At 64.5% G+C, this 21463-nt stretch carries 22 protein-coding genes; 2 read left to right on the top strand and 20 right to left on the bottom strand.

Annotated features, from left to right (window positions below):
- Positions 1-105: 105 nt before the first annotated feature.
- Both HOP53_RS02720 and HOP53_RS02715 read right to left on the bottom strand, forming a co-directional pair.
- Positions 106-1200 carry an alanine-zipper protein gene (locus HOP53_RS02720; RefSeq protein ID WP_234268575.1) on the bottom strand — a complete coding sequence of 365 codons (1095 nt, stop codon included), beginning with the start codon at positions 1198-1200 and terminating at the stop codon, positions 106-108.
- A 166-nt stretch (positions 1201-1366) separates the two neighbouring features.
- A complete protein-coding gene (locus HOP53_RS02715) occupies positions 1367-1963 on the bottom strand; it encodes a hypothetical protein (protein ID WP_234268574.1) in 597 nt (198 codons plus the stop codon).
- A 109-nt stretch (positions 1964-2072) separates the two neighbouring features.
- Here HOP53_RS02715 and HOP53_RS02710 point away from each other — a divergent pair, with 109 nt between their 5' ends.
- Positions 2073-3131: a serine hydrolase domain-containing protein gene (locus tag HOP53_RS02710; RefSeq protein WP_234268573.1), complete on the top strand. Its 1059-nt coding sequence runs from the start codon at positions 2073-2075 to the stop codon at positions 3129-3131.
- A gap of 311 nt (positions 3132-3442) precedes the next feature.
- Entirely contained in the window at positions 3443-4366 is a 924-nt protein-coding gene (locus HOP53_RS02705; RefSeq protein ID WP_234268572.1) for a YihY/virulence factor BrkB family protein, read from the top strand.
- A gap of 8 nt (positions 4367-4374) precedes the next feature.
- Here HOP53_RS02705 and HOP53_RS02700 read toward each other — a convergent pair whose 3' ends face one another.
- The 18 genes from HOP53_RS02700 to HOP53_RS02615 all read right to left on the bottom strand — a co-directional run bounded on the left by HOP53_RS02700 (position 4375) and on the right by HOP53_RS02615 (position 21447).
- On the bottom strand, positions 4375-4602 hold the full coding sequence (locus HOP53_RS02700; protein WP_234268571.1) for a lipopolysaccharide assembly protein LapA domain-containing protein: 228 nt from the start codon (positions 4600-4602) through the stop codon (positions 4375-4377).
- Between the two features lie 122 nt (positions 4603-4724).
- Positions 4725-5327 carry a HupE/UreJ family protein gene (locus tag HOP53_RS02695; RefSeq protein WP_234268570.1) on the bottom strand — a complete coding sequence of 201 codons (603 nt, stop codon included), beginning with the start codon at positions 5325-5327 and terminating at the stop codon, positions 4725-4727.
- A gap of 41 nt (positions 5328-5368) precedes the next feature.
- The gene (ureG, locus tag HOP53_RS02690) at positions 5369-6007 is read right to left on the bottom strand and encodes an urease accessory protein UreG (RefSeq protein ID WP_234268569.1); all 639 of its coding nucleotides are present in this window, start codon (positions 6005-6007) and stop codon (positions 5369-5371) included.
- 248 nt (positions 6008-6255) lie between these two features.
- The gene (locus HOP53_RS02685; protein ID WP_422677601.1) at positions 6256-6975 is read right to left on the bottom strand and encodes an urease accessory protein UreF; all 720 of its coding nucleotides are present in this window, start codon (positions 6973-6975) and stop codon (positions 6256-6258) included.
- Positions 6965-7477, bottom strand: a complete 513-nt coding sequence (ureE, locus tag HOP53_RS02680) for an urease accessory protein UreE (protein ID WP_234268568.1) — start codon at positions 7475-7477, stop codon at positions 6965-6967. The genes HOP53_RS02685 and ureE overlap by 11 nt, the downstream gene beginning before the upstream one ends.
- A 223-nt stretch (positions 7478-7700) precedes the next feature.
- A complete protein-coding gene (gene ureC / locus HOP53_RS02675; RefSeq protein ID WP_234268567.1) occupies positions 7701-9416 on the bottom strand; it encodes an urease subunit alpha in 1716 nt (571 codons plus the stop codon).
- A complete protein-coding gene (locus tag HOP53_RS02670; RefSeq protein WP_234268566.1) occupies positions 9413-9781 on the bottom strand; it encodes an urease subunit beta in 369 nt (122 codons plus the stop codon). The genes ureC and HOP53_RS02670 overlap by 4 nt, the downstream gene beginning before the upstream one ends.
- A 10-nt stretch (positions 9782-9791) precedes the next feature.
- On the bottom strand, positions 9792-10094 hold the full coding sequence (gene ureA, locus HOP53_RS02665) for an urease subunit gamma (protein ID WP_234268565.1): 303 nt from the start codon (positions 10092-10094) through the stop codon (positions 9792-9794).
- Positions 10095-10111: 17 nt separating this feature from the next.
- The gene (locus HOP53_RS02660; RefSeq protein ID WP_234268564.1) at positions 10112-11005 is read right to left on the bottom strand and encodes an urease accessory protein UreD; all 894 of its coding nucleotides are present in this window, start codon (positions 11003-11005) and stop codon (positions 10112-10114) included.
- A 224-nt stretch (positions 11006-11229) separates the two neighbouring features.
- Complete coding sequence (gene urtE, locus HOP53_RS02655) at positions 11230-11928, bottom strand: urea ABC transporter ATP-binding subunit UrtE (protein WP_234268563.1); 699 nt, start codon at positions 11926-11928, stop codon at positions 11230-11232.
- Positions 11928-12767 carry an urea ABC transporter ATP-binding protein UrtD gene (gene urtD, locus HOP53_RS02650; protein ID WP_234268562.1) on the bottom strand — a complete coding sequence of 280 codons (840 nt, stop codon included), beginning with the start codon at positions 12765-12767 and terminating at the stop codon, positions 11928-11930. Before urtD ends, urtE begins: the two co-directional genes overlap by 1 nt.
- Positions 12764-13906 carry an urea ABC transporter permease subunit UrtC gene (urtC, locus tag HOP53_RS02645; protein ID WP_234268561.1) on the bottom strand — a complete coding sequence of 381 codons (1143 nt, stop codon included), beginning with the start codon at positions 13904-13906 and terminating at the stop codon, positions 12764-12766. Before urtC ends, urtD begins: the two co-directional genes overlap by 4 nt.
- A gap of 3 nt (positions 13907-13909) precedes the next feature.
- Complete coding sequence (gene urtB / locus HOP53_RS02640; RefSeq protein WP_234268560.1) at positions 13910-15640, bottom strand: urea ABC transporter permease subunit UrtB; 1731 nt, start codon at positions 15638-15640, stop codon at positions 13910-13912.
- A 74-nt stretch (positions 15641-15714) separates the two neighbouring features.
- Positions 15715-17061 carry an urea ABC transporter substrate-binding protein gene (urtA, locus tag HOP53_RS02635; RefSeq protein ID WP_234269678.1) on the bottom strand — a complete coding sequence of 449 codons (1347 nt, stop codon included), beginning with the start codon at positions 17059-17061 and terminating at the stop codon, positions 15715-15717.
- Positions 17062-17415: 354 nt separating this feature from the next.
- Positions 17416-18912 (bottom strand): tripartite tricarboxylate transporter permease, encoded by a 1497-nt coding sequence (locus tag HOP53_RS02630; RefSeq protein WP_234268559.1) that lies wholly within the window; start codon positions 18910-18912, stop codon positions 17416-17418.
- A gap of 19 nt (positions 18913-18931) precedes the next feature.
- Positions 18932-19414: a tripartite tricarboxylate transporter TctB family protein gene (locus HOP53_RS02625; protein WP_234268558.1), complete on the bottom strand. Its 483-nt coding sequence runs from the start codon at positions 19412-19414 to the stop codon at positions 18932-18934.
- Positions 19415-19534: 120 nt separating this feature from the next.
- Entirely contained in the window at positions 19535-20536 is a 1002-nt protein-coding gene (locus tag HOP53_RS02620) for a Bug family tripartite tricarboxylate transporter substrate binding protein (protein ID WP_234268557.1), read from the bottom strand.
- 164 nt (positions 20537-20700) lie between these two features.
- Complete coding sequence (locus HOP53_RS02615; protein ID WP_234268556.1) at positions 20701-21447, bottom strand: response regulator; 747 nt, start codon at positions 21445-21447, stop codon at positions 20701-20703.
- Between the last annotated feature and the right edge of the window lie 16 nt (positions 21448-21463).

Genomic DNA, 21463 nt, shown 5'->3' with positions numbered 1-21463 from the left:
TATAACGCGCCAGCTCCCGAGACGAGCGCGACCGAGCGACATCGAAGTCTCCATAAAGACATGCGGCGGGCCGAGGCCCGCCGCATCGTTTCGCCCTCACGGCGCTCAGTTGCTCTCGGCCTCTTCGGCCTCTTCGGCCTCTTCCTCTTCTTGCGGCGCCTGTTGAGTAGCCTGCTGGCCTTGAGGCTGGCCCTGTTGCTGACCTTGTTGAGTGCGCAGCTCGAGGTCCCCCAGTGCATCGCGCCACTGGGCAAGCTGCTCCTCGACCTGCTCGAGCTGCTGCTGACGGCGCTCAACCTGGGCCTCCAGCTCCTCGAGTTCGCTACGGGCCGACTCGATCTCTTCGCTGGTCTCATCGCGCTCCTGGCGAATCGCCTCGAGCTCTGACGTGGCCGCCTCGCGTTCGTCGCGGATCTCGCCGACTTCGCTCTCGACTTCGCTACGCCAGGCCTCCAGCGCCTCGATGTCGTTCTCCAGCGCTTCGACCGTCTGCTGGCGCTCCTCGATCGCCTGATTCAGCGTATCGAGCTGCTGCTGCCCACTTGCGGCCTCCTCACGCATGCGTTCCAGCTCACTGGATATCTGCTCGAGCTCCTCTTCGGCCTGACGGCGCGCCTCTTCCGCCTCCTGACGCTCCTCTTCCGCGGTCTGGCGAGCGGCCTCGGCTTCCTGACGTGCGCTTTCCGCATCCTGACGGGCCGCATCGGCATCGGCACGTGCTTCGTCTACCGCCTGGTAATCATCACGCAGCGCCGTCAGGCTCTCCTCCATTTCGGCCTGCTCGCCACGGCGTGCCTCGACATCGCCCTCCAGCGCCTCGCGCTCCTCCTGCAACTCGCCGATGCGGGCCGATGCTTCTGCTGCCTCGGCTTCGAGACGCTCGATCTCGCTGCGCAAGGCTTCCTGCTCGTCATGCAGGGCGGCTTCCGCCGACTGCCGTTCCTCCTCGAGTTCGGCCAGCCGTCGCTCCAGCGCTTCGATGTTCTCCCCTGCCTCATTGCGCTCGTTGAGCTCTCTGACCAACTCCTGGTGCTCACCTTCCAGCGAAACCAGCTGCTCCTCGAGCGCGGCGCTGCGTTCACGCTGATTGCCGGCGCTGTTATGGGCAAGAATCGCCCACAGGATGGCCAGCACGGCGATGGCCACCAGGGCCATGACGCGTCTGTCTTTGTAGAGTGGACTTTCGGGTGTTTCCGACATGGGCAAGACCCTCCAGATGGTCCGTGTTGATCGTCACGCGTGACGTGACGCTCGCGTAGGTTCCTTCCTCAGCATACATAGGCAACCAGGGCGGCGAAAGGAAGCCGCTGGCAAACCGTTCGTCAAGCTTAGCGTATGAGAATTAGCGTGTAGCAATCGCGTTCCGTCAGCGTGCAGCGACCCGCCAGTTCGACAGCCAAGGCGAACCGCGAACCTCGAAGTCGAGTTCACGCAGCCATTGGGCAACCACCAGATTCGACTGATGAGCGGCAGAGTAGCCGCGTGGATAGGGCACGAACTCCAGCCCGTACTGCTCACTCGGCACCGGCTCCATCTCGGCTCGCTCGAAGTGCGCGTCCAGGCGCCGCTTCAAGGCCAGCACACGACCCATGTCGGCTTCCAGGGGGTAGACGTCTGTCAGCCCCTCCGGGGCCAGCCGGTGAAACTGTTCAGGAGTCGCTATGTCGGGGTGTTCAGCCCGCCCAATACCCGCATCGGTTGGCCACAACATGGCCGCGGCACCGCTCAGCGCGTGCTGACGCCCCTCGACGTACCAGCGCCAGTCGCCATAGCTGTAGCGCACCACGCCCCCCGATTCACGTGGCAGTACCAGGCTGGCATGCCGGCCATGATCGAGCAGATAAATGCCAACCGGCTGTTCGAGCGAGCGCGGCTCGGGCGGCACGACGCGACCGGCGCAGCCGGTCAGCACTAGCACGGCCAGTGCGGCAGCCAGCCAGCCTGGCAGCCGTGCGAGACACACCTGATGACGTCTTCCATAGCATGGGGTTGCCAACGCACCAAACATGTTCACAGCCTCCATCGGTATGCTGTCTAGAATAGGTAAACAGGCACACGACCGGAGAACAAGCATGTCGAAGCCCCTGACTACTCTGGCCTGGCATGCTCGTCCTCGCTGGCTCCCCGCCTTGCTGCTGGCGCTGCTTTGCGTGCTGACCGGGCCACTCATGCAGCAAGGCATGGCGCAGGCGAACACGCCGACGAATGAACGAGCGCTGAGCCGACTCGCCGCAGAAGCAGGCGAGATCCCACGCCTGCATGCCGTGGTCGTTGCCGAGCATGGCGAGATCGTCCTCGACCATCGTTTGCAAGGACCCGGCACCGATCAACCGGTCAACATCAAGTCGCTCTCCAAGACCGTTCTGGCCGCCTTGGTCGGTGCCGCCATCGAAGCGGGCCTGATCGATAACGTCGACCAGCCCATCATCGAGCTGCTGGGGCCCAGAGTCCCCGCCGGGGTCGACCGGCGTGTTGCCGAGATCACCGTGGAGCACCTGCTGACACTGCAGGCGGGGCTCGAGCGCACCTCCGGCAACAATTATGGCGCCTGGGTGGCCAGCAGTGACTGGGTGGCCGATGCACTCAGCCGCCCGTTCGTGGATCGCCCCGGCGGTGCCATGCTCTACTCCACCGGCAGCTCTCATTTGCTTTCGGCAGCACTGACCGAAGCGACCGGCGAAAGTACCCTGGCTCTGGCCCGGCGCCTGCTTGGGGAGCCATTGGACATCACGATCCCTGCCTGGCCTCAGGACCCTCAAGGCATCTATTTCGGCGGTAACGACATGTCACTCTCACCCAAGGCGCTGATCCGGATTGGCGAACTCTATCGTCAGCACGGCGAGATCAACGGCACCCGAGTGCTGCCGCAAGGCTGGGTGGAAGCTTCCTGGCAGTCGCGCGGCACGTCGCGCTGGACGAATGATGGCTATGGATATGGTTGGTTCATCACCGCCCTGGCGGGCGAACAAGTCTATTACGGGCGTGGGTTCGGCGGGCAAGGCCTGTATGTGATTCCCTCGCGGGCCCTGACCATCGCCATCACGGCTGACCCCGCACCCAGCTCAGATGGCTCCCGGTTTCGTCAGGAGCTCCTGCATGGGCTGGTGGAAAGGCTGCTCAGGGAGGCCTGAAGCAGCCTTACCTTCCCGCTCGTCATGACCGTCCAGCTAGGTCATGACGCCAAGCCTAGCGCAGCCCCAGCATCGACAGGATGAAAAGCACCACCACGATCAGGCCAATGATATAGATGATATTTCGCATACAGCTCTCCTTGCCGTCGGGTTTGAAGTAGTCGACGTGGTGACAACCAGGCCACCGTCAGCCCCCAGTGTAGCGGACCCGTGAAATCCAGCCAGCGAAGCGGCCGACTTGTGGTCGCCTACCGAGGCGAATACCTTACGAGTCAGGATCTCGCAAAACGGCACAAGGAGCGACGCTCGCCATGTCCCAGGTACGCAAGTCGCAGCGTGTCATGTTCGTGCTGTTGCCACGTACGGGCGCCTTCCTCTGGCGCGTTCTGACAAACTTTCTGCGCAACCGTGGCATCCTGCTTGCTGGCGGCGTCGGTTACAACATCCTGCTCTCCATCGTTCCCCTCTTTGCCCTGCTCGCCGTGCTGCTGACCCAGATCATGGACGAAAATGTGCTGCTCGAGGTGCTTGCCGTTCAGTTGGATCACCTCGCGCCAGCTCATGCCGCAGGCTTGCTGGAAGCTGTGCGAGCCCTGCTCGAGTCGCGAGACGTAATCGGTATCTTCGGCATTCTGGTGTTGCTGGTCTTCAGCTCCTTCGCCTTTCGCATGCTAGAGGATGCGCTGGCCATCATCTTCCACACGCCGGAAGCCCATCCGAAGCGCAGCGTTTGGGTTTCAGTGCTGCTGCCTTATCTCTTCATGCTGGTTCTGGGTGCCGGGCTGGCCGCCCTCACCCTGATGGTGACCCTGGCCGAGGCCATCGGCACGCTATGGATGGCAGTGGTAGGACGTGAAATGCCCCTGGCCGGGCTCTCGGACCCGCTGCTCAACCTGTTCAGTTTCTTCGGCGTGTTTCTGCTCTTCAGCGGCATCTACAAGGTGCTGCCGGTAGTAAAAATCGCTCTCAAACGCGCCTTGGTGGGCGGCTTCGTCGCAGCGTTGCTGTGGGAGGGGGTGCGCTTCCTACTGATGTTCTATTTTCTCAATGTCTCGCTGGTCAATGTGGTCTATGGCTCGCTTGCCACCATCATCGTGGTGCTGCTCACCCTGGAGGTCGGCGCCATGATCCTGCTGCTCGGCGCTCAGGTGATCGCAGAACTCGAGTACAACGCCCGCCGCGGCCTACCGTGGTACGTGGATCCTCGCCGCGAACCGGTCACCCATTTGGACTGAAGTAGCGATCAATGGCGTGGGCCTCGACTGCGCCGGCTACGCAACCGACTCAGCAGGTGAAACAGCGACTTGCCGCTTACCATGCCCAGCACGTAGATCACCAGCAGCAGCAGCGCCAACGGCATCCGCATCCCCCAGGTAAGGAAACGCACCTCGACCAGGTTGATGTTCTGCACGAAAAGAATCGCGACCAACAGGGTGACGACGATCTTGATCGCCAGCAGTAGCGTATCCATGCGCTCTCCTTTGCCCAAGCATCCCCCTAAAGCTGGGCGGCGAAGCGTTATCTGTCAATTTTTGCTAATACGTCGTGCCCGGCCGAAGCCGGGCGCGACAAAACCAGGATTGCGAGTAAGGATCAGCCCAGGGCGAACAGCGCCCCGGCAGCGGCGATTGCAACGCCCAGCGCCCGCAGGATACGGTTCTCACGCGCCATCAGGAACGCCCCCGCCGCACGCCCTGCGTAGGTGATGGCAAGGGTCGCCAGGGTGAAGCCGGCCAGATAGGCCAGCATGGAGGCACCGTGGGGCATCTCGCTGCCATGGGCATGGCCGTGGAACAGCATGAACAGCACGACCACACCCGCCCCCACCAGCGTGGGTACCTTGACCAGCGCCGCGATCAGTACCCCTGCCAACAGCACCGACATGGCGATACCGAACTCCACGCCCGGCAATACCATGCCGGCCCAGGCCAGCACCGCTCCCAACAACATGCCGCCCGCGGCCAGAGCCGGCGCAGCAAGGCTGAAAGCACGGCTCTGGCGCAGGCTCCACAGCCCCACCGCCAGCATCGCCAGCAGGTGATCGACGCCCAGCAGCGGGTGGGCCAGGCCGGCGGCAAAACCACCGCCATGGGCGTGATCATGCCCCGGGTGGGCCACGGCCAGCCCGGCGAGGAGGAGGAGCATCGGTGCCGCGAGCAGCGCCAGCTGCGAGGAGGTGGAACGAGTCGTTGTCATGATGGCGATCTCCTTGCCAAGGATGTTGGTGTCAGTGAGTGTCAGGCTGTGGCCGACTGGCTCAGGGGCCGTCGCTCCGGCAGCATGCCGCGATCGAGAATGTAGCGGATGATCTCCTCGAGGCCGACGCCGTCGTAAAGGTTGGTGAAGACGAACGGACGCTCGCCGCGCATCTTCTTCGAATCGCGCTCCATCACCTCGAGCGAGGCGTGAACCTGCTCGGCGATGTCGATCTTGTTGATGATCAGCAGATCCGACTTGGTGATACCGGGGCCGCCCTTGCGCGGGATCTTGTCGCCGGCAGAGACGTCGATCACGTAGAGGGTCAGATCGGACAGCTCGGGGCTGAAGGTGGCCGAGAGGTTGTCGCCACCGGACTCCACCAGCACCAGCTCCAGGCCTGGATGCCGCTCCTGCAGTTCGTCGATGGCGGCGAGGTTCATCGAGGCATCCTCGCGGATCGCCGTATGCGGGCAGCCCCCGGTCTCCACGCCGAGGATGCGGTCGGCCGGCAGCGCCTCGTGGCGCAGCAGGAAATCAGCGTCCTCGCGGGTGTAGATGTCGTTGGTCACCACGGCGATGTCGTAGTGGTCGCGCAGCGCCAGGCACAGCTGCTTGAGCAGGGCCGTCTTGCCGGACCCCACCGGGCCACCGACGCCGACGCGTAGGCAATGTGTCATCTTCGTCTCCTTGGCCACCTTAGCGGCACTGTTATGTCGACAGGCGCCAGACCAGTTGCTGCCGAATCCACCTCACGCGATCGCTGGGGCGATGGCCGAGACGACGCGGGCGATCTTCATGGATGAAGATCGAGGAAAGCCGGCACTGGGATGTGCCGTCTTTCCGACCGCGGGAGTCCGGCCGGAGCGCCAGGGTTTCAGGCGCGTGGTGTGGTGAGCGCAGCGGACTGGCTGGCAGATCATCACAATCAACTCCGAAACAGGCGCGAGTACTGCGTTTCGTGCAACGCGCTGGCCAGCGCCAGGCCGGGCAGCGCCGGGCCGAGTTCGTCGTCCTCGAGCGCGAGCGCCTCATCCACGGCGTCCACCAGCGCCGGGCGCAGCCGCTCGACCAGGCGCTGAGCGGCGGTATGCCCCAGCGGCAGCGCCTTGCAGGCCACCGCCAGCTGGTTCTCGAGCCAGGCCCAGGCAAAGCCGAGCATGGCCTGGCGCGGCGCCACCCCACGTACCTGGGCGGCCCAGGCAAACACCGTCACGTAGCCCGCCCCGGCCGGTAGACCGGGCGCCTCGCCCGAGCGGTCGCCGGGTAGCAGTGCCAGGCTGCCCAGCAGCCGTGCCAGCGAGGCGCCCAGGCGCGAATCCTCGGCGGCCAGCTCGGCGGTTTCGCGGTTGGCGGCAAGCCAGCCATCCCACTGTGCGATCGCCTCGGCATCCTCATCCGCCCAGGCCTGCTGCAGACGCGCCAGCACCGGCAGCTCGCAGCGAGTCAGGCCATCGTCGAGCACACCGGCCAACCAATCGCCGAGGCTCGCCTCATCACGCACCCAGCCTAGCTCGAAGGCGCTCTCGAGCCCCTGGGAGAAGGCGAAGGCACCGATCGGCAGCGCCGGGCTGACCAGCTGCAGCAGCCCCAGCAGCGCCAGGTCATCACCTGGAGTCATGCTCGACCGGGTCGCCTCAGTGGGCATGATGATGGCCATGCTGGCTGTGGTCGTGGTCGTGGTCGTGGTCATGAGCATGGGAGTGTCCGAGCTGGGTGTAGGCGCCCGGCTCGGGGTCGAAGGGCGCCTCGTGCCGCTCCAGACTCGCCCCCAGCAGCTCGGCCAGTTCCTCCAGCACATGGTCCGGTGGGAAGCGCACATAGCCTCCCCCGGCATCCTCTCCCAGGGCCAGCTGCACATGGCGATTGCCCAGATGGTAGGCGAGCCGCGCCAGGGGCAAGCCCGCTTGGACCCGGGCGGTCACCACCGGCTCGTCAGCAGCCCTGACCCGCACGATCTCGCCGCTCTCGGCGCGCAGCCCATCGCCATGGCGCAACACCGGGCCACGGTCGAGAAACAGCCCCAGCTCGCGACCGGAGTCGCTCACCGCCTTGAGCCGACCGCGAATGCGCAGCTCATAGGGCAGCGTGAGGGTGTCGCTGGCCTGGCGCCCCTCGATGGGTCCCAGGCGTTCGATCAGTTTCAGCATTGCTATTGCCTCTTCGCTGGCCGCCAGCCTTGCCCTCGCTCAACGCCACGTGACCGAAACCCTGACACCATGTGCGAACTCCCGCGGTCGGAAAGACGGCACATCCCTGTGCCGGCTTTCCTCGACCTTCATCCATGAAGATCGACCGCGTCGCTTCGCCCGTGGTGTCAGCGATCACGTGAGGTTTCGCGATGACAAGCTGGCTTGGCGATGTCGTCATGATTCAGAACAGGTGGTAGCGCTGAGCCAATGGCAGCTCGGTAGCCGGCTCGCAGGTCAGCAGCTCGCCGTCGCAGCGCACCTCGTAGGTCTGCGGATCGACGCTGAGCTCGGGGCAGGCGTCGTTGAGCTTCATGTCGCTCTTGCGCACCCCGCGCACGTTCTTGCACGCCACCAGTGGGCTCACGAGCCCCAGCCGCTCCCCGACGCCGGCGTCCAGCGCTGCCTGGCTGACGAAGCTCACGCGGCTCTGGCTCGCCGCGCGGCCGAAGGCACCGAACATGGGGCGGTAGTGCACCGGCTGCGGCGTAGGGATCGAGGCGTTGGGGTCGCCCATCGGCGCCGCCGCGATCATGCCGGCCTTGAGGATCAGCGCCGGCTTGACGCCGAAGAAGGCGGGGCTCCACAGCACCAGGTCGGCCAGCTTGCCCACCTCGATGGAGCCCACCTCATGGGCGATGCCATGGGTGATCGCCGGGTTGATGGTGTACTTGGCGATGTAGCGCCGGGCGCGGAAGTTGTCGGCGCCGAGCGCCTCGTCCTCCGGCAGCAGCCCGCGCTGCACCTTCATCTTGTGCGCGGTCTGCCAGGTGCGGCACACCACCTCCCCAACCCGCCCCATGGCCTGGGAGTCCGAGGCGATCATCGAGATCACCCCCATGTCCTGCAGGATGTCCTCGGCGGCGATGGTCTCGCGGCGAATGCGCGAGTCGGCGAAGGCCACGTCCTCGGGAATGTTGGGATCGAGGTGGTGACACACCATCAGCATGTCGAGATGCTCGTCGATGGTGTTGATCGTGTAGGGTCGCGTCGGGTTGGTCGACGACGGCAGCACGTAGGACTTGGAGCATGCGATGAGAATGTCCGGCGCGTGACCGCCACCGGCGCCCTCGGTGTGGTAGGTGTGGATGCCACGCTCCTTGAAGGCAGCCAGGGTGTCCTCGACGAAGCCCGACTCGTTGAGCGTGTCGGTATGGATGGCGATCTGCACGTCGTAGCGCTCGGCCACGCTCAGGCAGGTGTCGATGGAGGCCGGCGTGGTGCCCCAGTCCTCGTGCAGCTTGAGGCCGATGACGCCCGCCTCGATCTGCGCTTCCAGCGCCTCGGGCAGGCTGGCGTTGCCCTTGCCGAGCAGGCCGATGTTCATCGGCAGCTCGTCCACCGCCTGCAGCATTCTGCCGATGTGCCAGGCGCCCGGCGTGCAGGTGGTGGCATTGCTGCCGGTGGCAGGTCCGGTGCCGCCGCCGAGCATGGTGGTGATGCCGCTCATCAGCGCCTCCTCCACCTGCTGGGGGCAGATGAAGTGGATGTGAGCGTCGATGCCGCCAGCGGTGAGGATCTTGCCCTCGCCGGCGATGATCTCGGTGCCGGGGCCGATGACGATCTCCACGTCGGGCTGGGTGTCCGGGTTGCCCGCCTTGCCGATGACCGCGATGCGGCCCGCCTGGATGCCGACATCGGCCTTGACGATGCCCCACCAGTCGAGGATCAGGGCGTTGGTGATCACCGTGTCCATCACCGTGGCGTCGGCGCGCTGGCTCTGGCCCATGCCGTCGCGGATCACCTTGCCGCCGCCGAACTTCACCTCCTCGCCGTAGTGGGTGGCGTCGCGCTCCACCTCGATCCACAGCTCGGTGTCGCCCAGGCGCACCCGGTCGCCCACGGTGGGGCCGTACATGTCGGCATAGGCCTGCCGGCTGATCTTGTTAGGCGTGCTCATGACGGGTCTCCATTCGCTGCGTCGCCGGATGACGATTTGCGCACGGGGGCGGGCGCGATAGAGAGCGGGCCCATCACCTCGCCGCGGAAACCGTAGATGTGACGGCTGCCGGCAAAGGGGATCAGCGTGACTTCACGGATCTGGCCCGGCTCGAAGCGAATCGCCGTTCCCGCCGCCACGTCCAGGCGAAAGCCGCGCGCCTTGGCACGGTCGAAGACCAGCGCCGGGTTGGTTTCGGCGAAGTGATAATGGGAGCCAACCTGGATCGGCCGGTCGCCGGTATTGGCCACCTCCAGCGTGATCCGCTCGCGCCCGGCGCAGAGCTCGATCTCGCCGTCCTTCAGCTGATACTCACCAGGAATCATGGATGGCTCCTTACACAATGGGTGAGTGGACAGTCACTAGTTTGGTGCCGTCGGGAAAGGTGGCCTCGACCTGTACCTCGTGCACCATCTCGGCGACGCCTTCCATCACATCGTCGCGGCCGAGGATCTCGCGACCGTAGCCCATCAGTTCGGCCACGCTGCGCCCATCGCGCGCACCTTCCATGATCTCGAAGCTGATCAGTGCCACGGCTTCGGGATAGTTGAGCTTGAGGCCGCGGGCCCGGCGTCGTTCGGCCAGCTGAGCGGCGGAGAACAACAGCAGCTTGTCCTTGTCTCTCGGGGTCAGTTCCATGCGTCTCTCCTGGTGAGTCAGGTGAACCAGATACGGGGCGGATGAGCGGGTACACCGATGAGCAGCGGCCTAAGGCAGGCCCAGGCTTGCCGGCAGATCTCCCAGGCTTCGTTGCGTTCATGGCCCAGGTAACGCAGCAGCAGCACGCCGCGGCGTAGGGTCACCGCCCAGCGCGAGCTTGGTGGGATCGCCTCACGCAGCGCCTCGATGGCGGCGGGTTCGTCGCTGAGACCCACGGCCCACAGGGTGGCCTGCACGCTGGCGCCGCCCTGCCCCCAGCGACCGGTAAAGCGCGGGTGCGCCGGATCGAGCGGTTGGCGCTCCAGCCACAGTGGCTTGCCGTCGCGATACAGCCGAAAGCGCTGATCGATGCGCCCCGACACATAGGGCAGTCGGCTCGCCGGGCGGCCCAGCGCCAGCACCTCCCAGCCCAGGCAGCGTGCCCCCGCATCGAGTTCGATGAGCGTCTCCTGCACGCCCCGCGAGCCATCGAAGGCGATGGTCTCCTGGGGCAGCCATTCGAGCATGCCGTGCTGCGATACCTTGAGGCTGATGCGCTGTTCCCATGCCACGCCGTGGCTGTCGGCCCGGTAGAGCTTGTTGGCGGCAGGCGTGGTCAGCAGCGCATGGGCTTGCGGCTCGACCCGCGCTGAAATGCTCAAGGCATCGCCGCTGACCAACCCGCCGGGTGGATGCAGCAAGTAGACGTGGCAGGCGCCATCTCGCCCTTCCGGGTAGAACGGCCGCTGCACTCGTAGCGGGCCGCGGTGGCGAGCCTCGACCATACGCGTGCGCCCATCGCGGCAGTCGAAGCCGAGCGTCAGCGACGCCGCCCAGTGACGCTCGGCATCGAAGCGATGGCCGGAGTGCGGCGCTGGCTTGGCGACAGCGGAGGTGGCGAAAGCGGTCATTGGCGGCTCGTGGCATACATATCTGACCAACCCTTCAGCAAGGGTCGTACCAGCTTGGTGAATCGCCCCAACTCGCCTTTATAAACAACATCTTATAAAAAAGCGGCGAGCCGCAACCACGACTCGCCGACTCCTTTTGGTGCGCCAGATCAGCGCTTTTGCACCAACCTCATGCACCATTTTCGTCCACAGCACCCTTCTGGTGCGGGCACCGTCACCGTCGCCTATACCGTCAGGTGCTCCTTGATCAGCGCATCGGAGAGTTCTGCGATCTCCCCCTTGGCCACCGGCCTGCCGCGATCCATGATCACGAAGCGGTCGGCGTACTTGCGGGCGAAGGGCAGCTTCTGTTCCACCAGCAGCACGGTGAGGTCGTCTTCCGCAATAAGCCTGCGAATCACCTCGCCGATCAGGGTGACGATATTGGGCTGGATACCCTCGCCCGGTTCGTCGAGGATCAGCAGCCGCGGTTCGATCACCAGTGCACGGCCGATGGCCAACTGCTGCTGCTGCCCACCGGAGAGATCGCCGCCACGGCGGTGCTTCATCTCCTTGAGCACGGGGAAGAGTTCGAAAATCCGCTCCGGAATGGTGCGCCTGCCGTCGCCCCGCGCCGCCAGTCCGGTGCGCAGGTTTTCCTCGACGGTCAGCAAGGGGAAGATCTGCCGCCCCTGGGGCACGTAACCGATTCCCAGGCGCGAGCGATCCTCCACTCGCCGCTTGGTCAGCTCGACATCGTCAGCGTAGCGAATGCTGCCGGAGGAGACCTTCACCTCGCCCATGACGGCCTTCATCAGGGTAGTCTTGCCCACTCCGTTGCGGCCCATCACGCAGGTACACTGCCCCGCCGGCACGGCCAGGTCGAGATCCCACAGAGTGTGGCTCTCGCCGTAGTACTGATTGAGCTTGTCGATTTCGAGCATCAAACCGCCTCCTCTTCGGCTTCGGCGCCCAGGTAAACCTCGACCACCCGCGGGTCACTGGAGACCTGGTCCATGCTGCCCTCCGCCAGTACGCTGCCCTGATGCAGTACCGTCACCTTGCGTGCGATGGAACGCACGAAGCCCATGTCGTGCTCCACCACCACCACCGACTGCTTGCCGGCAAGCCCGGTCAACAGCTCGGCGGTACGCTCCATCTCCTGCTCGGTCATGCCCGCTACCGGCTCATCCACCAGCAGCAGACGCGGCCGCTGCATCAGCAGCATGCCGATCTCCAGCCACTGTTTCTGACCATGGGAGAGAATGCCCGCCGGACGGCCATGCAACGCCTTCAATCCGATGACATCGAGCATTTCATCGATGCGGTCGCGAATCTCGCCATTGATGCGGGCGGTGAGCGTGGGCAGGATGCGCTTGTCGGCGGCCATCGCCAGCTCCAGGTTCTCGAACACCGTGAGCGCTTCGAACACCGTGGGCTTCTGGAACTTGCGGCCGATGCCGAGGCTGGCGATCTCCGGCTCGTTCAGGGTCAGCAGGTCGTGGCGGCTGCCGAACCAGACCTGGCCGCTGTCGGGCCGGGTCTTGCCGGTGATGATGTCCATCATGGTGGTCTTGCCGGCACCGTTGGGCCCGATGATGCAGCGCAGCTCGCCGTCGTCGATGGTCAGGTTGAGATCGTTGATCGCCTTGAAGCCGTCGAAGCTGACCGTCACGTCCTCCAGGTAGAGGATCGGCCCGTGCCGCACGTCGACCGGCGACTCCACGGGCACCAGGAAATCGAAGACCCGGTCACGGCTGGCCAGGGAACGCAGAATGCTCATGCCGATGCCTCCTTGCCGGAAAACGAACCGTCAGCGTCTCGGCGGCGGCGCAGCCTGAGCGCCAGCAGTCCTGCCACCCCCTTGGGCAGGAACACCGTGACCAGCACGAAGAGTCCGCCCAGGGCGAACAGCCAGGCGTCCGGCATTGCCCCGGTGAAGACCGTCTTGGCGTAGTTGACCAGTATCGCCCCGATCACCGCCCCATAGAGCGTCGCCCGGCCGCCCAGCGCCACCCACAGCACGATCTCGATGGAGAACAGCGGCGAAAACTCGCTGGGGTTGATGATGCCGACCTGGGGCACGTAGAGCGCCCCGGCAAGCCCCGCCAGCATGGCCGAGACCGTGAACACGAACAGTTGGAAGCGCTCGACCCGATAGCCGAGAAAGCGCGTGCGCGCCTCGGCGTCGCGGGTCGCCACGCACACCCGGCCCAGCTTGCTGGTGACGATGGCCCGGCACAGCACGTAACCCAGCGCCAGGGCCACGCCGGTAGCCAGGAAGAGGCCCAGCCGGGTCTCGCTGCTGCGCAGGTTGAAGCCGAGGATCTCGCGGAAGTCGGTCAGCCCGTTGTTGCCGCCGAAGCCCATCTCGTTGCGGAAGAAGGCCAGCATCAGGGCGAAGGTGAGCGCCTGGGTGATGATCGACAGATAGACCCCGGTGACCCGCGAGCGGAACGCCAGGAAGCCGAACACCAGCGCCAGTGCCCCCGGCACCAGCAGCACCATCAGAAAGGCGAACCAGGCCATGTCGAAGCCGTACCAGTACCACGGCAGGCTGTCCCAGTTCAGGAACACCATGAAATCGGGCAGCACCGGGTGGCCGTAGACGCCGCGGTCGCCGATCTGGCGCATCAGGTACATGCCCATGGCGTAGCCGCCCAGGGCGAAGAAAGCGCCATGCCCGAGGCTGAGGATACCGAGATAGCCCCACACCAGATCCACCGCCACCGCCAGCAGCGCATAGCTCAGGTACTTGCCAAATAAGTTAACGGTATAAGCGCTGACATAGAGCGGGTGGCCGGGTGGCACCGCCACGTGCAGCAGCGTTACCAGCGTCATGGCCGCCAGCAGCACGCCGAGAAAGATCAGCGTCGAGCGCTCGCCGAACGGCCGTAGCAACCAGAGTCGCGATGAATCCATGGATCAGCCCTCCGCCGCCCGGCCCTTCTGCGGAAAGAGTCCGCGGGGGCGTTTTTGAATGAACAGGATGATGAATACCAGCACGATGATCTTGGCCATCACGGCACCGGCCCAGGGCTCCAGCACCTGATTGATCACACCCAGCGAGAGGCCTGCCACCAGGGTGCCCCACAGGTTGCCCACACCGCCGAACACCACCACCATGAAGGAGTCGATGATGTAGTTCTGGCCCAGGTTGGGCCCCACGTTGGTGAGCTGGCTGAGGGCCACGCCGGCCAGCCCCGCCACTCCGGAGCCCAGGGCGAAGGTCATGATGTCGACTCGGGTGGCGCGAATGCCCATGGAGCGCGCCATGGCGCGGTTCTGGGTCACCGCCCGCACCTCGAGCCCTAGCCGGGTGCGGCGCATGATCAGCATCAGTACAGCGAACACCACCAGAGCAAAGCCGAGCACGTACATTCGATTGAGGGTGAGGGAGAGCGCATCGTTGACGGCAATGGAGCCGCTCATCCACTCTGGCGTGATCACGGTGCGGTTGAGCGGCGAAATGCCGGTACGCACCAGCTGCTGCAGGATCAGGCTGATGCCGAAGGTGGCCAGCAGCGTTTCCAGCGGCCGCCCTTTCAAGAACTGAATGACGCCACGCTCGATGGCGATACCCGCCAGAGCTGCCACCAGGAAGCCGGCCGGGATCGCCAGGATCAAGGCCAACCCCGGCTGACCGGGCAGCAGTTGCTGCATGGCCCAGGTGGTATAGGCGCCCAGCATGATCAGCTCGCCGTGAGCCATGTTGATCACCCCCATCACCCCAAAGGTGATGGCCAAGCCAATGGCGGCGAGCACCAGCACCGAGCCGAGCGAAAGACCGAAGTAGAGCGTCTCGGCGGCGCGGTTGAGCTTCAGCATCTGTTCGATGCTGTTCAATGCCTCACGGGCGGCGTCGGCCACGATCGGATCGTCGCCGTTGGCGGCACGGCTCTCTACCGTGCCCGACGCCGCACGGGCAAGGGCCACGCGTACCCGGGGGTGCAGGCTACCGCGCAGATCGTCGATCGCTTGAAGCTCACCCTGTTCCAGGCGGTAGATGGCCAGGGCCTGGACCAGCCGTTCGCGCACCCTGGCGTCCGGCTCTTCTTCGATCACCTCGGCCAGCGGCCCAGCCAGATCGCTATCGACTTCTCCCAGCAGACGCTCGGCGGAAGCACGGCGCAGCCCGACGTCGGCAGCATAGAGATCGACCACGGCAATGGCGCTGCGCAGCTGGTTACGCAGCGCGTTGTTGATGCCGATGCGGTCCAGCTCGCGGCGAGACATCTGGCCCAGCGGCTCACCGCTCAGCGCATCCTGTACCGGCCAGTCACGTCCGGTATTGTCGAGCACCACCACGAAGCGGCCGTCTCCGGCGCGCTGCAGGCGGCCGTCGAGCAGCGCCTGCAGCCAGTCGCGGGCGCGGGAATCGTCGCTGTGCACGATGGCATCGATGGCCTCGCCCTTGGTGGGAAACGAATCGACATCCAGCGCCTCGAGCAGCGTCATGGCGGCGGCATCGTCGTCAGGCGTGGAATCTTGCGCCGCAGCGGGGGTCGTGATGGAGAGGCCGAGCACCAGTGCAAGGCTCAGAGCGAGAGCCAGCAGCCACGAGCCCCGGCTGTGGGAGGTACGTTCATCCTCGGCGGCATCGGTGCCGGCCCTCGCCCCGGCCGTCGCTGGCCCAAGCATGGGGGGGTATCTCATCGGAGCGTTCCTCGGAAACAATAGAGAAGGCGTGCTCCCCCGCTGCACTTGGGCAGCGGGGGGCGGGGTACTGCTTACTCGGCGAGTGCCGCTTCGGCCTCTTCGGCAGCGGTACTGCCACCGCAGCGACCGGTGGCGACATTGAAGTTGCCGCAGCGCATCGGCGCCTGCCAGTCGGCCATCAGATCGCGGGAACCCGGCAGGTAATCGGACCAGGCATCGCCGGCAACCGTGGAGGGCGTCTGCCATACGATGTCGAACTGGCCGTTGTCCTGGATCTCACCGATCAGCACCGGCTTGGTGATGTGGTGGTTGGGCATCATCGCCGCATAGCTGCCGGAAAGATTGGGTACCACCACGCCGATGATGGCGTCCTTGATGGCATCGGGATCGGTGGTGCCTGCCTTGCGTACCGCCTCGGCCCACATGTTGAAGCCGATGTAATGGGCCTCCATCGGATCGTTGGTCACCGCCTCTTCGTCGCCAGTCCACTCGATCCAGGCGTCGATGAAGTCGTAGTTGGCATCGGTGTCCACGCTCATGAAGTAGTTCCAGGCGGCCAGATGACCGACCAGCGGGGCGGTATCGACACCGGTCAGCTCCTGCTCGCCCACCGAGAAGGCGATGACCGGAATATCGCCAGCGTCCACGCCCTGGTTGCCCAGTTCACGGTAGAACGGCACGTTGGCGTCGCCGTTGATGGTCGAGACCACCGCAGTAGGCTTGCCTTCGCTGCCGAAGCGGCGCACCTCGGCAACGATGTTCTGCCAGTCGCTGTGGCCGAAGGGGGTGTAGTTGATCATGATGTCGTCGTCCGCCACACCGTGCTCTTCCTTGAGGTAAGCCTCGAGGATGCGGTTGGTGGTACGCGGATAGACGTAGTCGGTACCGAGCAGCGCGAAGCGCTCGATGCCCATTTCGTTGATCAGGTAGTCCACGGCGGGGATCGCCTGCTGGTTGGGGGCAGCCCCGGTGTAGAAGACATTCTCGGACGACTCCTCGCCCTCGTACTGCACGGGGTAGAACAGCAGACCGTTGAGCTCCTCGAACACCGGCAGCACTGCCTTGCGCGATACCGAGGTCCAGTTGCCGAATACCACGTCCACCTGGTGCTGTTCGAGCAGCTCACGCGCCCGCTCGGCGAACAGCGGCCAGTTCGAAGCCGGATCGACCACCACCGCTTCGAGCTGACGTCCCAGCAGACCGCCCTGCTCGTTCTGCTGCGCGATCAGCATCTCAACGGTGTCTTTCAGGGTCGATTCGCTGATGGCCATGGTGCCGGAAAGCGAGTGCAGGATGCCCACCTTGATGGGATCTTCCTGGGCAAGCGCCTGGCTGGCAGCACCGAGGGCAACCGCCGAGATCAGCGCGGCGGCCCCACAGCGAAGCGGAGATGACAGGGTACGAAGCGGAAAAGGCATGATGCGACGGGAAGCGTTCAAGTGAACCTCCTTGCGCCCTCTGGGTGAGGGACTCGTTGTGAGGGTCATGTGCAGCCGACATTGGCCACACAGCACTAGGCATCCTGTCGTTGCAAAGCGTGCGCCATCATGCGACAAGCTCTAAAAATTCTTTGCGTAACACTCAGTTGCACAAAGCTACGGGACAAGAATTCATGACCGACGCACCGCAGGCGTGCAGCTTTAGGCGCCATGAGCGCGCCGGGGCGGAGCGACTGCACCACCACGAAGCACCATGCCAGTGCACGGCTTCTCTAAACGCAGCAGGGGCGCCGATTCCTCGACGCCCCTGCGTATTCACGTGTACCGAAAGGTTCAGCTGCGTGCCTTGGCCAGCTTGATGGCCTGCTTGACCAGCGGCAGCATCAACGACAGCGCCGCAATGATCAGCAACCACATGGAGATCGGCTTGTCGATGAAGATCGACCAGTCGCCACCCGAGATCTGCAGCGCACGACGCATCGACTCCTCCATGATAGCGCCGAGAATCAGCGCCAGAATGAGGGGTGCCGCCGGGAAACCGAACAGCCGCATCCCCAGCCCCAGCAGGCCGAAGCCCAGCAGCAGTAGCAAGTCGAAGACGCTGAAACTCATGCCGTACACGCCGATCATGCAAAAGATCAGGATCAACGACAGCAGCAGCGGCCGTGGCATATCGAGAATCTTGGCAATCAGCGGAATCAGCGGCAGGTTGAGCACCAGCAGGAAGATGTTGCCCAGGTACATGCTCGCCACTACGCCCCAAAAAACGTCGGGGCGATCCACCAGCATGGCCGGCCCCGGCGATACCCCCATGACCAGCAGCGCACCGAGCAGTACCGCGGTGGAGCCGGAGCCGGGCACGCCGAGGGTCAGCAGCGGCACGAAGGAGCCGGTACAAGCCGCGTTGTTGGCCGACTCCGGCGCCGCCACGCCCTTGATGTTGCCCTTGCCGAAGGTATCTCCATCCTTGGCCAGACGCTTCTCCATGCTATAGCCCAGGAATGAGCCGATGGTGGCGCCGGCCCCCGGCAGCACGCCGGTAAAGAAACCCAGGATCGAGCTGCGGCCGATCGGTGCCGCGATATCCTTCACTTCCGACTTCGACAGCTTGAGCGAGCCGATGGCATTGCGTGGCTGCTCCTTGCCGCCGCCACCCTTGAGCAGCATGTAGAACACCTCGGCCAGAGCGAAGATACCCAGCGCCACGACAAGGAACTCGATGCCGTCGAGCAGGTGAACGGTACCGAAGGTAAAGCGCTCCGTGCCGGTCTGCAGGTCGATGCCCATGATCGAGATCATCACCCCCACCACGGCGGCAATCAGGCCCTTCACCAGCGACTTGTCCGACAGTGACACCACAGCCGTCAGACCCAGCACCATCAGCGAGAAATATTCTGCCGGACCGAAGCTCACTGCCACCCGCCCGAGCAGCGGCGCCACCATCATCAGAAAAATGATCGAAACGGTGCCGCCAATGAACGACGCGTAGGCGGCAATGGCCAGCGCCTTGCCCGCCATGCCCTGCTTGGCCATGGGGTAGCCGTCGAAGGAGGTCGCCACCGTCCCTGCTACCCCCGGCGCGTTGAGTAGTATCGACGAGGTCGAGCCGCCGAAGATGGCACCGTAATAAACGCCCGCCATTAGAATAAGCCCCGACGACGGCTCCATGCCGAAGGTCAGCGGAATCATCAGCGCCAGGGCACTGATCGGCCCCAGTCCCGGCAGCATGCCGATCACGGTGCCGGCAAAGACACCGGCGAAAACGTAGAAAAGGTTGATCGGCTCCAGCGCGATGCTGAAGCCGTACATCAGATTGTTCAAGGCTTCCATGAGCTCGCTCTCCGGCCAGTCAGATCGGCAGCACGCCGGTGGGTAGGTAAACGCCCATGACCCTTGTCATGGTCAAGTATAAGGCCAGCACCACGCCCACCGCCGTGGCCAGGTTGATCCAATGGCGACGATAGCCGTAGTAGGCAGCCAGCCCGAAAACCAGGCCGACGGAGGTCAACACGAAACCTACCGGTACCAGCAAGACGGCATAAACCGCCAGGGAAATAGCCGTTACCACCACGCGGGACCACGGTCGTAGCAGCAAGGGCTGCTGCTGCTCTTCGGGGTCGAGCGCTTCCGGTACGTCCTGGGCCTTGGGCTTCTCCAGGAACAGCAGCACCGAAAGCCCCAGCAACGTGAAGCCAAGCACCTTGGGAAAGAGGTCGGAATCGATCGGGCGCGGCAACGGAAAGGAGGGAATCTGCCAGGCCATGGCCAGATAGCCTACCGCCAGCAGCGCCAGCAAGAGAGCGATGACCTGGTTGGAGTTGAGTCGTGTCATGGGAGTCGGTCCCGGGCTACCACCGCGTGAGCAGCGCCCAAGTTCTTGGCGTTCGAGAATGCCCGGACCTCGCTAGGCGAGGCCCGGACCCGGGAAGCAAAAATCGCGAAGCGTGGAGGGTTATTCGCCCAGCAGGCCGAGGTCACCCAGAATGGTGCTGAACTGCTCTTTCTGCTCATCGAGGAAAGCGCCGAACTCTTCGCTGTCCTGGTAGGCATCGATCCAGCCCAGCTGGTCGCGAGCCTGCTGCCAGCCGTCGGTCTCGAGCATCTGAGAGAACAGATCCTCGTAGTAGGCCACCGCCTCGGCCGGCATGTCCGGGGTGCCCATCACGCCGCGCCAGATATCGAAGGTGTAATCGATATCCTGCTCCTGGTAGGTCGGCACTTCTGCCAGAGCACCACCCAGACGCTCGGGGGAGGATACGCCCAGCGCGCGGATCTGGCTGTTTTCGCCGAGCTGACCAGAGGCTTCACCGGCGCCGGTGATCACCGCTTCGACGTGACCGCCCATCAGGCTGGTCATGGCTTCGCCACCACCGGAGAACGGGATGTAGTTGACGTCGGAAGCATTCAGACCCGCCGCCGCTGCCAGACCGGCCATGGAGATGTGATCCATGGAGCCCGGGGCGCTACCACCACCGACGCTGAGCTGAGGATTCTGCTCCATGGCTTCGATCAGCGACGGCAGATCCTCATAGGGAGAGTCGTTGCGCACCAGCACGATGGAGTAATCGGTGATCAGCCTGGCAATGGGCGTGAAATCGGTGTGGTCGTAGCGAGATGCGCCGGCCAGCGGCACCAGAATGAGAGGCGGGCTGGTGGCGAACAGCTTGTGGGGATTGCCGCTGTCACGGGCGATCTGAGCCCAGGCCACCGCACCGCCGCCGCCAGGGACGTTGATGGCGCCGAAGCTGCGCTCGGCCAGACCCTCTTCCTGGATGACACGGGAGGTGGTGCGCACCAGGGTATCCCAACCGCCGCCGGGGTTAGCCGGAGCGATGAATTCGATGTTGCGGGTCGGGGTCCACTCGTCGGCCTGAGCCGCACTGCTCATGCCCACCACCGCAGCGAGCGGCAGCACGATGGCACTGAAACGGGTGAGGTGTTGCTTGGCAGTCATGGCGTTCTCCTGGATAGGATCTTGTTGTGACAGCGGGTCTGATGCCCACGTACAGGTTGAACGTTAGAAGAACCAGATACGAAGCGGCAAGTTTATGGGCATAAACGATAAATTGTTCGTTGTGAGCATTTTGTTCATTTTGCTCACGGAGCGCTCTGCCACCCTCAGCCCTCTTCGCACCAGGCCGCCGCATCACCTACGAGGCGGTAGCGTCTTTCAGGTCTCCCTACATCACCGTAGCCCAGTTCGGCACCAACCACCTGTACCGACACCAGAAACTCCAGATAACGCCGTGCCGTGGAGCGACTCGCTCCCATCGCACGCGCCACGTCCATGGCCGCCAGAGGCTTGCCGGCGCTGTCCAGCGCCGCCACCACGGCACGCAGCGTCAGACGATCGATGCCCTTGGGCAGGCTACGCGCGGCACTGCTCGGCGCCCCTTCCGGGCGTAGCCTGGCCAGCACCCGATCGAGCTCTTCCTGACTGAGTTCGTGACGCGCCGCCAAGGCTTCGCGTTCGCGACGAAAGCTAGCCAGCATCTGTGCCATGCGCGCCGCCTCGACCGGCTTGATAAGATAATCGAAGATCCCCCCGCGCAGCGCCTCGGAAATGGTATCGACCTCCCGCGCCGCGGTGATCATGACGATATCCACGTGTACGTGATCCCGGCGCAGCGCCCACAGCAGCTCCAGCCCCTCGACGTCGGGCAGGTAGGCATCCAGCAGTACCAGATGGACCTCTGCTGCATGTTGCGCCATCAGTTCACGCGCTTCGGTACCGCTGCGAGCCATCCCCACGACTCGGAAGCCCTGGCTCTGCTCGATGAAGGCGCGATGTATCTCGGCGATCCGGAAATCGTCTTCGATGATCAGTATGCCGTATTCTTCAGGCGTCGAGCCTGCCTCGGACATTATCTCCCCCCACGGA

This window comes from Billgrantia ethanolica (assembly GCF_021404305.1).
Taxonomy (GTDB): Bacteria; Pseudomonadota; Gammaproteobacteria; order Pseudomonadales; family Halomonadaceae; genus Halomonas; species Halomonas ethanolica.
This window is presented reverse-complemented; position numbering and strand designations above follow the sequence as displayed.